We start from the raw sequence: 13,846 nt of genomic DNA, 5'->3' as shown, positions 1-13,846 counted from the left end.
TAAACCTTAACAAAATCCGCTATCTCCTAAAAATGCCGCGCCAAAGCCGCACGTGCATTTACCGTAAAATAATATCATACGACATGGGAAATGTCAAACATTTTAGCGGGCGATGCACGCAGCCGGCGCCTTATGAAAATCCACAAAAAAGCCGCCGAACGAAATCGGCGGCTTACCTTTCCAAATGGCGGAGTGGAGAGGATTCGAACCTCCGCTGCAGTTGCCCACACTAACGATTTAGCAAACCGTCCTCTTCAGCCTCTTGAGTACCACTCCGTATGCGATTGGCGCGCAAGCTGCGAAAAAATCTGTCCGCAAGCCAGCGACATAAGATATAATAACAGACCCATGCCGCCTTGTCAACCGAAATTTTCCGTAAGCTACATGATCTCCTTGTGCCTGCGCTGCCAGCCCGGCAGAAGCCTGCCCGTGTGCCACGGCTCCATGACCTCGCGGCTGCGGTAAGGCCGTGCGCCCCAGCGTGCGGGAATCTTCTTGCCGAGCAGCTTTTCCAGACGCGCGGCGATTTCCCGCAGCGACAGCGCCGTCCCTGCACTTACGGCGTACTCGCCGCAGATGTCCGCTCTGTCCGCTGCAAGATACTCCGCCGCGAGCCGAAAGGCTTCGGCGACGTCATCGACATGGACGAGGTCGAGCTTCTGTTCGCCGGGCGAAAGAGCAAGCTCTTCGCCCGTCTTTGCCGCCTCCTCTAAGAGCGCGAGAATCTTGCGCCGCGTATCTCCCTCGCCATAGGTATCGAAGAGCTTCAAACCGACGGCATGAAGCCCCGCCGTCTCCTCGTAGTAGCGCAGCATGACCTCGAAGGCTTCCTTCGTCGCCGCATAGAGGTTGACGGGCGAATAGCGCATCCCTTGATAGTGCTGCCAGCTCGTGCCCGCAAAGACGAAGCGGCGCACATCGTTCTTCGCCATCGCTTCCAAAAGCTCCGTGCCGAAGAGGATGTTGCTCGCGACGAGCGCCGGAATGTCCGCACTCTCATGCGCGGCAAGGTAGAGTGACGCGAGATGAGAGACGACCGTCGGCTCCGTCTCGCGCACGATATCCGTGAGCGTGCCGCCCGCGTACACATGGAAATCGACGCATCCGCGCACCGCAGCGGGAAGCGCCTTCAAATCCGACGACGGGCGCACGATGGCAGCGACCTCCCAGCCCGCCTCGATCATGCGCTGCGCGAGGCGCCTGCCGACAAAGCCTGTGACGCCCGTCAAGAGGATGCGCTTCTTCATCGCGCACCGCCCCCTCTCCTCTGCACGATTTCACGCGCCCAGCCGCAAAGTACCTCGTCTGCGGGGAAGAGCCGCGCGAAATGGCGCACGGAACTCTTGCTCTCGCCCAAGAGGATTTCCGGCAGCTTCTGCGGCACGCTCCCCTGCGCAAAACCTTCGCGAAGCGGCGGCGGCAGGAAGTTCAAAAACACCTCATGCGGCTCTTTCCCCATGCCGGTGAAATCGCACAGCGTCTTCTCCATTTTCATGATGTCATCGTAGACGGCGTTCAAATGCGCCGCCGTGCGCCCTACGGAAAAATTCTCCTCGATATAGCGCCGCGCATTTCGCCCAAGCCGCGCACGCTCCTCAGGATGCGCATAGAGACGGCGCAGAGCTTGCTCGAACTCCTCAGGCGTGCGCACCAAGAGTCCCGTCTCGCCGTGACGCACGAGATGTTTTTCCGCACATTGGTCGAGCGCGACGACGGCAAGACCCGCATTCATCGCCTCAAGCAGCACATTCTCCGTCGTGCCGAAATGCTGCGGATTGAGCAGATAGGCGAAGACATCCATACGGCGCAGTTCCGCCGCCACATCCGTCACATAGCCCGCAAAGGAAAGCTGCTCGGCAAGACCGAAAGGCGCCGCATCGCGGCGAATCCGCGCCTCGTTCTCCGCGTCGCCGACCAGACGGAAAAAAGCGCCGCGGATGTCCTTGACACGCGCACAGAAGCGCACAAAATCGGGATGCAGCTTCGCATAAGAAAGCGTGCCGACGTAGCCGACGGAAAATCCCGCGTGCGCCTCATGACGCGGCTCCTCTGCCGAAAAGTCGCCGACGCTGTTGACCATCGCGGCGTGTTCCTTCGCCCAAGTGCGCTGCGCCGCGTCCCAGAAAGGATTCTCATACGAATATGCCGACGTGAATACGAAGCGCTGCGGCACGCGCAGGAATACGGGCGGCAGCCAAGGATAGAACGCGCCCGAAACGTGCGCCCAGAGGACGAGCCGCGCGGGCACGGGCGGCAGCTCCAGCAAGAAGCGCACCATGCGCGGGTGATGCCACCACTCCAACTGCACGATGTCCGCACGCGCCATCGCCTCGGCGATCTTCGCCGCATCCTGCTCGACGTGCGCGGCGACGCCCGCCTCGGCAAGAAGATCGAAAAAATTGCGCTTCTCCGGCTCTTCGAGCAGCAGAAGCTCGTGGCGATCCCCGCCCTCGGCGGCAAAGGCGGCAAGAAGCCCCGAAAGCACCTTGCCGACGCCGCCGCCCATGTGCGTCGTGATATGAAGCACCTCGCGCATCGTCATCCCCCTCGTACATCGACACGTCAAAATATCAAACCATCAAAACGGACTCGAAAAATCTGCCAAAGAAACGAACCCCTGATCGCGCTCCGACAGAAGCGGCGAGGAAACGCCCCAGTCGATACCCGCCGTATCCCAGCGTATGCCCGCATCGCACGCGGGCGCGTAGACGCTCGTCACATTATACATCATGACGGCTTCATCGCTCAAAGTCAAAAAGCCGTGTGCCATGCCGCGCGGAATATAAATCATCTCGCCCGAACCGCCGGACAGCATGAAGCTCTGATGCGCGCCATACGTCGAGGACGCGCGGCGCAAGTCGAGCACGACATCGAGCACCTTACCGCTCATGCACCAGACGAGCTTCTCGTGGTCGGCGGGCGGCAATTGGAAGTGGAGACCGCGCAGCACATTCCTCTTGGAAACGGAGAAGTATTCCTCTCGAAACTCCGTCGTCAGTCCCAACTCGCGAAAAGCGCCCTCATGATACACCTTCGTGAAAGAGCCGCGCATATCCTCGCGCACCTTCGTGCGCAGGACATAGCAGCCCGCAAGCCGCGTTTTTTCACGCGTGAAATTCCCTGCTGCCTCCGTCACGTCCAATCCTCCTCAGAAAATGCCTGCTCGAAACTGCACGGACGAAGCTCCAAGGCCTCCTCGATCGTCATGCCCATGCGCCGCTCGAAATCATCCTTGATCGCAAAGAGCGCCGCCCAGCGCGAGGGGACGTTCGCCGCATCAAGACCGTAGCGGCGGATGATATCGACGAGCCGCTTCTCTAGGACGACGATGCCCGAAGCGTCGCCCAGGACATCGGCAAGCTGAATCAGGCGGTCATAGTCCGTGTAGATGATGCTTGGAAGGTACTCTCGCAAGAAAGCGATATCCTCCTCCGTGCTGTCCCAAACGCCCGTGACCGAACGCGCATCCTGCACGGGAAAGGAATGTGTGAGGCAGATGCGCGCCGCCTCCTCGTAGCCTTCTGCCAAAAGGTAGCGCCAGCCGCAGAAAATGTGATTGATGCGCATCTCACCGAAGCGCCGCCCGATGTCGTGCAAAAAACCATAGGCACATGCAAGATCGCCGTCCATCGCCGGCACACGCGCCGCAATCTTCCCCGCCGCCAGCCCGACATAGTACGAGTGGCGAATCCACAGCTTCGGCGCGCGCCTATGCGCCTCACGCAGATACTCTCGGGCGATTGCCGCCGTCAACTTCCGCTGTCCCGTCATAATGCGTAAAGCACCGTTTCACCGCTCGTCGCGCTGTGCTGACGCAGGAAGAAACGGTAGAACGGATAGCGTTCCATGAGCAGCTCCGGGATGCGCACATAGTCCTCCAAGCTGTGATAGACGCAGACCGCAAGCTTCGGGCGATGCTGCTCGATCGTCTTTGCCGCGCCGAGAAGCGCGTTGTACTCCGCCCCCTCAATATCCATCTTGAGAAGCGTGCACGCTGCGCCCTGCAGCACATCGTCGAGCGGACGCGCCGCGATGCCCGCCGCCTCTTCGTGTGCATCCGCGCCCGCCAGCCGTGAAGCCGACGGCGTCGCGGCGTTGCTTTGAAATACGAGCCGCTCATCCTTATCCCACAGCGCACACGGATGAATGCGCACATCGTCCCTGCCCTCGTATTTCTTCAATAGATACGCATAGTTCTCCGCATCCGGCTCAAACCCGTGGACAAATATACCCCCCCCGTGGATTGCACGGTCGATTTCCTCGCCATGACACACGCCCGCATCGACAAAGACCTCCCCTCGCGCAAGTTCACCGATAACATCGTTGCCGAAGTATTGGTTCGGCTCATAGAGCGAAAAATCTACAGGCCTGCCGCTCTTCATGTTCGCGATAAGCGAGCGATAAATATGACGTGACTTCTCGTCAGAGAACTTCTGCGCGATCTTCTCGATTCGGGCGTGTTCCGCAGAAAAATAGCACGCAGCGTCAAGCTGTACGGCGGAATAGACCGCCGCCTTGACCATCCTGCGCTCCAGCAAAGAAAGGATTTCGAGCAGGAAAATGCCCGTCGCGCCGATGACGACGGACAGCCGCCCGCCCTTGGCGTACATATCCTCACTCCGTTGATAGAACGTCTCGGGCGCGGCGACCTCGATGCCTGCGATACGGCTGCCGTGCTTCGCCGCGTTGCTGTCCACCCAGAAGATCGGCTTCTTGCCCTCGGGCGCACAGTACGTCCGATAAAACGCCTGCGCCACACGCCCCGTACCCCAGATGACGTATGGCGCGGCAAAAAGCTCCGACCATTCGCCCGCTGCAAACTTTTCCATCGACATTCCTTCATCACCCCACACATTTTTCATCCGTCGGCTTCACGAGGTCAAGAATGTTGATGACGTTCTTGACGCGCGGAAACGCCTGATGAATCTGCTTCTCGATGGTAGACATCAGAGAAACGACAGGCACGACGACCGTATCGATCTTCTCCGCATCCAAAATCTCAGGGCTGTGGATGAGGTGCCCATCGACCTCGCTGCCCTGCTTGATCTTCGAATTGTCAATGAGAAAGACGCCTGCCGCTCCGACGAAAGGCAGGTCGGGGATCATCGTGGCAAAGTAGTCGTTGATGCCCCAGAAAGCAATCTTGCCGCATTCTTCGCGCAAAATCTCCACCGATGACGTGATGTAGCGCACGACTTCGGGCAAGATCGGCAGTTTGTGCTTCTTGCCGCACTTCTTGCACGTCAGGACGTTGCGCGTGAAAAATCGCACGTTCTCCCAACGGTTCTCCTCGCTGCATTCCGTGCATTTTCCCGTGAAGCTCAAAGCGCGGTGCGCATAATCAACATGCACGTCATGAATGTCCTCCGGCGGCAGGAAAGCGCGCTGCGGCAGGCGCATGACCTCGCCTGCAAGCCAGTCCAGCTCCTCCTTCGACATCTTCGAAAGGTTCACGACAGGGCAGCCGTCGCGGATGAACTTCACCTCGTCCTTGATGATGCCGCGTGCGAGCGCCGTCTTATAAAGCGGCGTTCCCGGATACGTCGTGATGAAGTTCAGCGTGATGCCGTATTCCGTATGCGCTTTCCACCAATCGAGCGTGCGCTTCGCCGTCTCGATCGTTTCCTCCACATCGCCGAAGATGAAGCCGCCCTGAATCGTCAGCCCGTACTGGTAGGCGAGAGCCAGAGCCTTCTCCGTCTGCTCGAAACGGATCTTCTTGTTCATGCTGCGCAGGATGCCGTCGTCTGCGCTCTCCAAACCGAAGCCCATCGTCACGCAGTTCGAGTCCTTGAGGATGCGCACCATCTCCTCCGTGACATCGCATACGCGGAACTGCGCCCACCAGCGAATGTTGTACGGCTTAATACGCGCACAGAATTCGACCACGCGCTGCATGTTGATGGCAAAAAGCTCGTCCGACACAAAAATGTACTTGATACGGTACTTTTCCACGAGGAGGTCAAGTTCCTCGAAGAAATTGTCCAACGAACGCTTGCGGTAGTGACTGCCGCTCGTATGGAAACAGAACGTGCACTGGAATGGGCACGAGCGGCTCGTCGTCATCGTGATCGCATGATCCTCGTTCATGCCGAGGAGACTCGGCACCATCGCGGCGATCTTCGAAAAGTCGAATCCCTCGTAGTCGGGGAAGGGAATCGCATCGAGATCGGCGACCTCTTTGCGCGCCTTCGTGCGCATCCAGACGCCGTCGTCACGGTAAACGATGCCCTCGACTGCCATCACATCCTCGCCGCGCTCCAAGGCATGACAAAGCGCCGGCGTCGTCTCCTCGCCCTCGCCGACGATGCCGTAGTCCGCAAACGCCAAGACCTCCATGCCCGCCGCAGGCGCACTCGTGATGATGCCGCCGCCTGCGACCGTAACGATGTGCGAATCGACATCCTTCGCCGCCTGCAAGATCTCGCGAATCGCCGGATATTGAAAAGACAGCCCGCCCGTCAGAACGACGTCGATCGAGTGCGCTCGGATCTCTTCCGCTATGATCTCGCGTGTCACACCCTCGCGGCTGTTCATGTTCAGCGTAAATACGCGAAGCCCCGACTGCTTCATGCTTGATGAAACGTAGGGGATTCCCAAAGGGAAATGATACCACTCGCCGATCGTATCGACAAAACGCGGCATGACCAACAAATAATTCATAAAAGCACCTCATGAAACACTTGCGATTGCATTCTACTATGAAAGTCCAAGAAGTCAAGCCCGAAGGGCGCCGACTGATTGGGTAACTTTCATTAAGGGCGAGGCACAATGTCTACGAAGTAGACGTTTGTGCGTGTAGTTTACTATGAAACCCCAAGAAGTCAAGCCGAAGGGCGCAGACTGATTGGCTAGGTTTCTGTAAGGGCGGCGCACTTTTGTCCACAAAGTGGACGTTTATGCGTGTAGTTTATCAAAGATCTTGAAATTTTTGCAGCACTCGCTCTGCATCATCATCGAGCATATCTTCCCTGCACATGATGTTGCGAAACGGGCGGCAGTCACGGCAGCTCGCATATAGATGCCGCTCATCGCGCAGGAGATGGCAGCGCATATCGTTGAGCGCCCGCCCTGTCCAAATGGAAGGGAAATCCTCTTTGAGAATATTGCCGACGGCGAGGTCGTTGTCCCCCACGCAGCACGGCAGAATATCGCCATCCGGGTTTAACAGGCATTGATAGAACGGGAAGGAGCAAAGCCGCGCAGAAGAGATCTCGCCGCCCAACTGCGCGACATCCGACGTATTTTCATCCGCTAACGGGACGAGATGCTCGACAGCGGTCAAGTCAGCGACAGGATCGAATACTTCATGAAAATGTTCCTCTTTGTCCAAAGCGACGTCTAAGATCTTGACGTACACCTTTGTGCCCCCCCCGCATACTTTTGTCATTTCATGAAACTCCCGTATGTGTGCGACGAATGCCGAAAAATCGAGATCCACGCCGGAAACCTCTCGATACTTCTCAGCATCCATGCCCTGTATACTAATGCGCAGCCAATCAAGCCCCGCCGCAATGAGCTTTCGGGACAATTCTTTATGAAGAAGCGATCCGTTCGTGACGACATCAATGCTTTCCGCGATCTCCTTCTCCTTCGCATAGCGGATCATTTCAGGCAGATCGGGATGCAGAAGCGGCTCTCCCCACCCCACGAAATGCAGGACTTTCAATTGCCGCTTTCCCACAGCGCGAATCTGATCGACAAGACGGTAAAACGTAGCGAGCGGAAGCTGCACGTTCTTGCTGAACTTCTCCTGCTCACTTTTCGCCTGCGTCAAACGACAGTAAAAGCAGCGGAAATTGCAGGCCCGCATCGGAAACACGGTCAGTGCATAGGGCATCGCAAGCGGCACGACGTCCGCCAGCGGCTGCCGCTCCCCATGAACCGAAACACCGTCTTTCTTTATCACACGTTCTTCCCCCTATTGCCAAACACCTTTAACAAACGCTCTGCATCTTGATCGAGCACATCTTCCTCGAACATCGCATAGCGATACTGTCTGCACTTCGCGCACGTCGTATACGCGGACTTTTCGCCGCGAAGCTGGGTTTCGAGGAAGGCTCGCAAGCGTTCGCCCTGCCAGATTGCCCGCACGGATTCTTTCGCAACGTCGCCCAATACCGCCGCCGTTTCCATAGCGCAGCATGGAACCATCTTGCCGTCGGGATTGAACTGCATCATGTAAAACGGCTGCGGGCAAACCTTTGCCATGCGCACGGCGGCGCCGTTCTGCGTCACATCGGCGAGCGCGTGACCCGCGAGCTTTTCGTAATCGATCTGCTCGACCGCGGGGATCAGATGCTCGACCGCGATGAAGTCGGCGATGTCGCCGAAGATGCGCAAAAACTCCGCCTCCTCGCCATCGCCGAGCGCACAGTCCATGATCTTCACATAGATCTTTGTATCGCCGCGATGCGCATAGAGCCAGCCGATATTCTCCACGAGATTTTGAAAAATGCCCCGTTTTTTCGTATAAGCGTATGCCGCATCCGAAAGCCCCTGCAGAGAAATGCGGATGCGCCCGAGTCCCGCACGGACGAGAGCCGCAGACAACTCATGCGTCAGCCGCAGACCGTTCGTCACAATGTCGAGCGATTCGGCGACGCCCGCCGCCTTCGCACATGCGATCATCTCGGCAATCTGCGGATGCAGGAGCGGCTCGCCCGTGCCTGCAAAGCGCAGCATTTTGAGCGGGCGGGGAAAAGCGGCAAGATCGGCGATGAACTTTCGGTAAAGCCCCATGTCAAGCACGGTCTTGGCAGCGATGAAGCCGCGCTCCTCCGGCGGCACAGAGTGGATGCAATAGGCGCACGCGAGGTTGCACGCATAGACGGGAAATACCTGGATGGAAAACGGCGTATCAAGCGGCAGTCGGTCGGCGAGACGCTGCCGCTTTCCACCCGGCGTCTGCCCGTCGATGCGCACGGCCTTCATCGCCACGCCTCCAGACGGGCGAGAATTTCCCCTGCCGCACCGTCCAAGACATCCTCGGGATGCGCGACGTCGTTCGGTGCGCAGCAGTGCGCACAGCGCTTGTTCTCCTCGCGCCTGCCCGCCAGCTGCAGCTGCCAGAACTCGCGCAGCTTTTCCCCATGCCACATATCCAAGATACGCATCTCATGCACGTTGCCGAGGACGATCGGCTTGTAGATCGTATCGCACGGCTCGACGTCGCCGTTCGGAAACACGCCGAGCATGTAGAAGGCAAGCGGACAGACCTTGCGGATGCCCTCCGTCTTGGTGCCATAGCGATCGTGCTCGATCTTCATGCCCTGCGTCAGTTCCACACCATCGTAGGCGGGCAGCATGTGCTCGATATACATGCGATCCGTCATATCGGAGAAGAGCGCATAGAACTTCTCGTCCTCGCCCTCTTCGAGCGCGACGTCCATGACCTTCAGGAAGAGTTTCGTCTTGCCGCGATGTGCATAGAAATAGCGGAGATTCTCCAACAGCTCCTCGAAGTTCACACGCGCCTTGCAGATCGTCGCATACTTCTCCGAGGAAAGCCCTTGAAGCGACACGCGCAGAGTGTCAAGCCCCGCGTCGATCAGTGCATCCGCGAGCGCCGGACGCAGCATGGAGGCGTTCGAGATGATCTCGATGCGCTCGGCGATCCCCTTCTCCTTCGCCAGACGAACCATATCGGCAATATGTGGATTGAGGAGCGGTTCGCCCTGTCCCGTGAGCGACAGCAGTTTGAGCTTTTGCGGAAACTCCGCGAGCTGTTCTACCGTCTTTTCGTATGTTTCCACCGTCATGTGCTCAGGCTGGAAGTCGTATTGCCGTTTCATCTCGGCATGACCGAGCGAGTGCCCGCAGTACACGCACTTGAAATTGCAGTACGTCGTCGGAAAGACGAACGCGCTGTAGGGTGCTGCAAGCGGCACGACTTCGGCGAGCTTCACGCGCTCCGTTCCATAGATGGGTTTAATTTCAGACGCCATATTTCCTCCTCAGGAAAAGAGCGGCAGGAGTCTTTCTGCATCCGCATCGAGATCTTCCGCCGGATTGTTGATCGCATTGAAGCATGTACAGCCGCGACACTCGGGCACCTCATCCTTACGCTTTTGCAGCAGCATACGCAGGAACGCTCTGCGCTTCGGCCCGTTCCAGATTTCCACGAGCGACTGCTTCTTCGCGCTGCCCATCGACAGCCCCTTGCCCAAGCCGGGCACGGGACAGGGGAACGTGTGCCCCTCGCAGCCAATTTGCAGGAAGTAGAAGGACTGTGCGCAGACCTTGCGCTCAAGGTCAAGCTCCTCGCCATAGAAGTTCTTCGAGCCGTCCACGACGCCTTTGAGGTCTTCCATCTGCTGCTGCATGACGACAAGATGTTCGATATAGATGCGGTCTGCCATCGGGCTGAACAGCTCAAGAAATGTCTTCTGCTCCTCTTCTGTCGGCACAGTCGCGTCGATCGCCTTGATGTAGATCGCCGTATTCTTTTTGTGCGCAAAGAGATAGCGCAGGTTTTCCAAATACTGCTCGAAGTCGATGCGCACGCCGCACGTCTTTTCGTAGCCGGCAGCGTCAAGACCCTGCACGGAGATATTGATGTTCGTGATGCCCGCTGCGACGAGTGCATCGCTCTTTTCCGGCGTGAGAAGAAGCCCGTTCGTGATGACCTCGACGCGCCCCGCGATATCAGCATCGACAATCTTCTTGACGAAGGTCGGCAGCAGAGGATTCGTCAGCGGCTCGCCTAAACCGGAAAAGACAATGCGCTTGACACCGCCCTTGGGAAACTCCTGCAAGTCGTGCACGATCTTGTCAAAATACGCCTCGTCCATGTGCATCATGCGGTGCCCAAGTTTTTGAAACTCGCCGCCCGCCTCATCGCGCGTCGAATGGATGCAGTAAAAGCACTTGAAGTTGCAGTACTTCGTCTGCTCGATGTATACAGTGAACGGCTGCGCGAGCGGAATGATGTCCGCGAGCTTCTTCCTCTTCGTGTCGTAATTCGGTTTGATTTCTGCCATATTCATTCTCCATCTGCAAAAGCATAGACCACGGTTTCCAGACCCATATATTGATAATTGCGCAAGTAGAAGCGATAGCCGCCATAGAGCTCGCGCAGCAGCAGCGGTATGCGCCAGATATGCGACATATCATGATAGACGCAGATCGCGAGCTGCGGATGATGTTCTCGAATGAGCTTTTGTGCGCCGCGCAGGGCTTCGATCTCCATGCCCTCGATGTCCATCTTGATGAACGTCGGCGGCGTGCCTGCGAGCATCGTATCGAGCGCTGTGCACTGGATGACATTTTCCCCCGCCGCATCTCTCTTCACAGCAGACTTTCCCTCTTCAGCCGTACCGAAGCGGATCTGCTGTACCTTGCTCGATATGCCGCACGGCACGATCATCGCGCGGGGAATCGCAAGCGCCTCAGCCGACGCACGAATGCGTGCGCCAAGCTCCTGCTGCGGCTCGAACGCGAGATAGTCGCGAATCTTCCTGCCCGCCGCCGAAAGCGCACGCAGCGTGTCGCCATCAAATGCGCCACAGTCCACGAAGAACCGCATATTCACCTGTTCCGGCACATCATGCGCCGCGTATTGCAGCCGCAGAGGCAAAGGAGCGGGAAAGATGGAAAAATCGCCGCGCAGATACGCCTCGATATGCGTCATGTAATAATCGCGCTCCGCCTGTGTCTGCCAAAGCTCGTATGCTGCGAGAACATCGGCTTCATCACGCGCAAACTCGTGCGCAATGTCGTAGTCGCCGATGAAGATGTTGCGGCAAAACGCAGCACTGTCGAAACTGCGCCAGTCCATCTCGTGCAGAGCAAAAACGCACGAAAACCCCGCCTTCGCCAGCGCATCGCGCAGGCGAGGCTCCTCCTCCAAGGAAAAGAGCGCTGCCAGAAGAACGACGCTTTGCTCCTTGGGCATACTCGCCGTCTCCTCCAAAGTCAAAGCATCAAACCCCTGCGCACGTAAATCCGCCGCACGGCGGTCGATCATTCCCTTGATATGTATGCCCGCTGCTTCCAACGCCGTCTTAAGCTTCTTGCCGAGATTTCCTGCGCCATAAAGAAAAATCTTTTTTCCTGCAAACGAAGAAATATCTACAGCGCGGCTCTGCCACTTCTGCGCCATGTGGCTTCGTAAATCAGAAAACCGCATACATGCTCCACCTCACTGACGTTCCAACACGAACACTTCGCCATCCTTTTCCAATCGCCCTGCCATTCTGCCGCCGATGCACAAATGATCGCGCATAATCTCCAGCAGCCCCTGCGGATCTCCATAGCCAGAAAGCGGCTCGCCGAGAATAATGTACTCGTAGGTACGTCCTTGCAGCGCTTCTGCAAGATCGCACAAGGGGCGGCAGAACACGTCGCCGTCACAAATGGTCTGCAAATCCACCCAATACTTCGCTTCCTGCACAAAAGAGGAAAGTGTCACACTTTCCTTTCCCAGCGCCCGAAGTCCGTTCTTAAAATGCAGCAAATCGGCGCCGCAGCGCACGTCGATGCCAAGAATACGATATGCTTCACGTTCCAAAACCACCGCAAAGCACCGATCGCGAAGCAGCAGATCAAAGCGTGTATCCACCCAAGGATCAATGCCAAAATACTTCCTTTGAAAAATTTCCCGCCCTTCCTGCAAATCCAATGCATAAGCCTCATCCGTCATCGCAGTCCCCGGCGTATGGTAGATAAATGTATCACGGCAGAACATCAAGCGATAACCAAGGCGGCGATACATGAACGAGAGATCGTCATCGGAAAAGTTATAATAAAAAGCGTAATCTGTCTCATAGATCTTGCGCAAAGACGAGCGAATCAAGGATGCCGTAGGAATGACGCGCAAACGCTCCTCCCATTTTTTTGAATCGCTGATATTGTAGGCAGCAGCCGCTTCCTGCATCTCTCCATACGTCGAAAACTGCAGCTGGATCTGCTGCTCATAACTTGCATAATTGGCGGCGGGAACAACCATGCCGATGCGCGAATCGGACTCCATGCAAGTGACAAGATTCTTGAGCCAATTCTTTGTGACGACAACATCACTGGGAAGAGGCGCAAAATATTTACCGCGAATAAACTCGCCGTCCCCTGCTCCACTTGCCGCAAGGTAGCCGAACAACGCCCCGTGATTCTCCTTCACATGAAAAATGCGCTTCCTGGGATGCGAAATGCTGCGGAAGAAATCAAGCGTCCCATCCGTCGAACCATTGTCCACAAGGAGGAGTTCATAATCAACATCCTGCGTATATTCAAGAATGGAACAAATTGCCATCTTCGTCTGATCTTCCAAATGATTGTAGGCTTGAAAGTACACCGTCACCAACGGCGGTTCATCTCCGACACAAAGATTCATTGCCGCCTCACGCCGGGCAAAAGCATCTTGTCGCCAAACCTCAGAGCCCATGCTTCCCACATCAATCTCTACAACTTCTCCATAACGCACACCGATTTCCTCCGTATCCATGATTCGGCAATATTTCCTATAGCTCTAGATTTTTATATCGAAATTCTCATGAAGTTTCATAAGGAAGCGCCGATAAAATGAAGCATAACCTATCCATTTTTCCCTATTCAAAGGCAACAAAAAAACCCCATTTCCAAGAAATGAGGCCGATATGACGATGGCAGGGGCAGTAAGACTTGAACTCACAACCTACGGTTTTGGAGACCGTTGCTCTACCAGTTGAGCTATACCCCTAAGATGGGGCGACTGGTGGGGCTCGAACCCACGAATGCTGGAGCCACAATCCAGTGTGTTAACCACTTCACCACAGCCGCCATAAGGTATGCCACCGCAAAAGCGGTGGCATGTCAGAACCAGCAGCTTTCTATCCTCCCAGGTCGTCTCCAACCAAGTACTTTCGACGTA

General features: G+C 56.7%; 12 protein-coding genes and 3 tRNA genes. All 15 read right to left on the bottom strand.

The genetic code is table 11. The features are described from left to right. Positions 1–185: 185 nt before the first annotated feature. A tRNA-Ser gene (locus tag ACO5Z0_RS03230) sits at positions 186–276 on the bottom strand. Positions 277–380: 104 nt separating this feature from the next. Next, positions 381–1,247 (bottom strand): NAD-dependent epimerase/dehydratase family protein, encoded by an 867-nt coding sequence (locus ACO5Z0_RS03225; RefSeq protein ID WP_485649193.1) that lies wholly within the window; start codon positions 1,245–1,247, stop codon positions 381–383. After that, the gene (locus ACO5Z0_RS03220) at positions 1,244–2,536 is read right to left on the bottom strand and encodes a glycosyltransferase family 4 protein (protein WP_485649192.1); all 1,293 of its coding nucleotides are present in this window, start codon (positions 2,534–2,536) and stop codon (positions 1,244–1,246) included. The genes ACO5Z0_RS03225 and ACO5Z0_RS03220 overlap by 4 nt, the downstream gene beginning before the upstream one ends. Positions 2,537–2,578: 42 nt before the next feature. Then, on the bottom strand, positions 2,579–3,136 hold the full coding sequence (gene rfbC, locus ACO5Z0_RS03215; RefSeq protein ID WP_485649191.1) for a dTDP-4-dehydrorhamnose 3,5-epimerase: 558 nt from the start codon (positions 3,134–3,136) through the stop codon (positions 2,579–2,581). Then, positions 3,133–3,771: an HD domain-containing protein gene (locus ACO5Z0_RS03210; protein WP_485649190.1), complete on the bottom strand. Its 639-nt coding sequence runs from the start codon at positions 3,769–3,771 to the stop codon at positions 3,133–3,135. The genes rfbC and ACO5Z0_RS03210 overlap by 4 nt, the downstream gene beginning before the upstream one ends. Continuing rightward, on the bottom strand, positions 3,768–4,829 hold the full coding sequence (locus ACO5Z0_RS03205) for an FkbM family methyltransferase (RefSeq protein ID WP_485649189.1): 1,062 nt from the start codon (positions 4,827–4,829) through the stop codon (positions 3,768–3,770). Before ACO5Z0_RS03205 ends, ACO5Z0_RS03210 begins: the two co-directional genes overlap by 4 nt. Before the next feature lie 13 nt (positions 4,830–4,842). Further along, entirely contained in the window at positions 4,843–6,663 is a 1,821-nt protein-coding gene (locus ACO5Z0_RS03200; protein WP_485649188.1) for a B12-binding domain-containing radical SAM protein, read from the bottom strand. A 250-nt stretch (positions 6,664–6,913) separates the two neighbouring features. Further along, positions 6,914–7,909: a radical SAM/SPASM domain-containing protein gene (locus ACO5Z0_RS03195; RefSeq protein WP_485649187.1), complete on the bottom strand. Its 996-nt coding sequence runs from the start codon at positions 7,907–7,909 to the stop codon at positions 6,914–6,916. Continuing rightward, positions 7,906–8,934 (bottom strand): radical SAM/SPASM domain-containing protein, encoded by a 1,029-nt coding sequence (locus ACO5Z0_RS03190; protein WP_485649186.1) that lies wholly within the window; start codon positions 8,932–8,934, stop codon positions 7,906–7,908. The genes ACO5Z0_RS03195 and ACO5Z0_RS03190 overlap by 4 nt, the downstream gene beginning before the upstream one ends. Continuing rightward, positions 8,931–9,947, bottom strand: a complete 1,017-nt coding sequence (locus ACO5Z0_RS03185; protein ID WP_485649185.1) for a radical SAM/SPASM domain-containing protein — start codon at positions 9,945–9,947, stop codon at positions 8,931–8,933. Before ACO5Z0_RS03185 ends, ACO5Z0_RS03190 begins: the two co-directional genes overlap by 4 nt. A gap of 9 nt (positions 9,948–9,956) precedes the next feature. Next, entirely contained in the window at positions 9,957–10,982 is a 1,026-nt protein-coding gene (locus tag ACO5Z0_RS03180; RefSeq protein ID WP_485649184.1) for a radical SAM/SPASM domain-containing protein, read from the bottom strand. Between the two features lie 2 nt (positions 10,983–10,984). After that, positions 10,985–12,130: an FkbM family methyltransferase gene (locus ACO5Z0_RS03175; RefSeq protein WP_485649183.1), complete on the bottom strand. Its 1,146-nt coding sequence runs from the start codon at positions 12,128–12,130 to the stop codon at positions 10,985–10,987. Positions 12,131–12,142: 12 nt separating this feature from the next. Further along, the gene (locus ACO5Z0_RS03170; protein WP_485649182.1) at positions 12,143–13,441 is read right to left on the bottom strand and encodes a glycosyltransferase; all 1,299 of its coding nucleotides are present in this window, start codon (positions 13,439–13,441) and stop codon (positions 12,143–12,145) included. A 158-nt stretch (positions 13,442–13,599) separates the two neighbouring features. After that, positions 13,600–13,675 (bottom strand) — tRNA-Trp (locus tag ACO5Z0_RS03165). 4 nt (positions 13,676–13,679) lie between these two features. Next, positions 13,680–13,755: transfer RNA gene (locus ACO5Z0_RS03160), tRNA-His, on the bottom strand. Between the last annotated feature and the right edge of the window lie 91 nt (positions 13,756–13,846).

The sequence above is a fragment of the Selenomonas sp. genome, from assembly GCF_057272215.1.
Note: the sequence above shows the minus strand (reverse complement) of the source record. Positions and strands in the feature narration are given on the sequence as shown.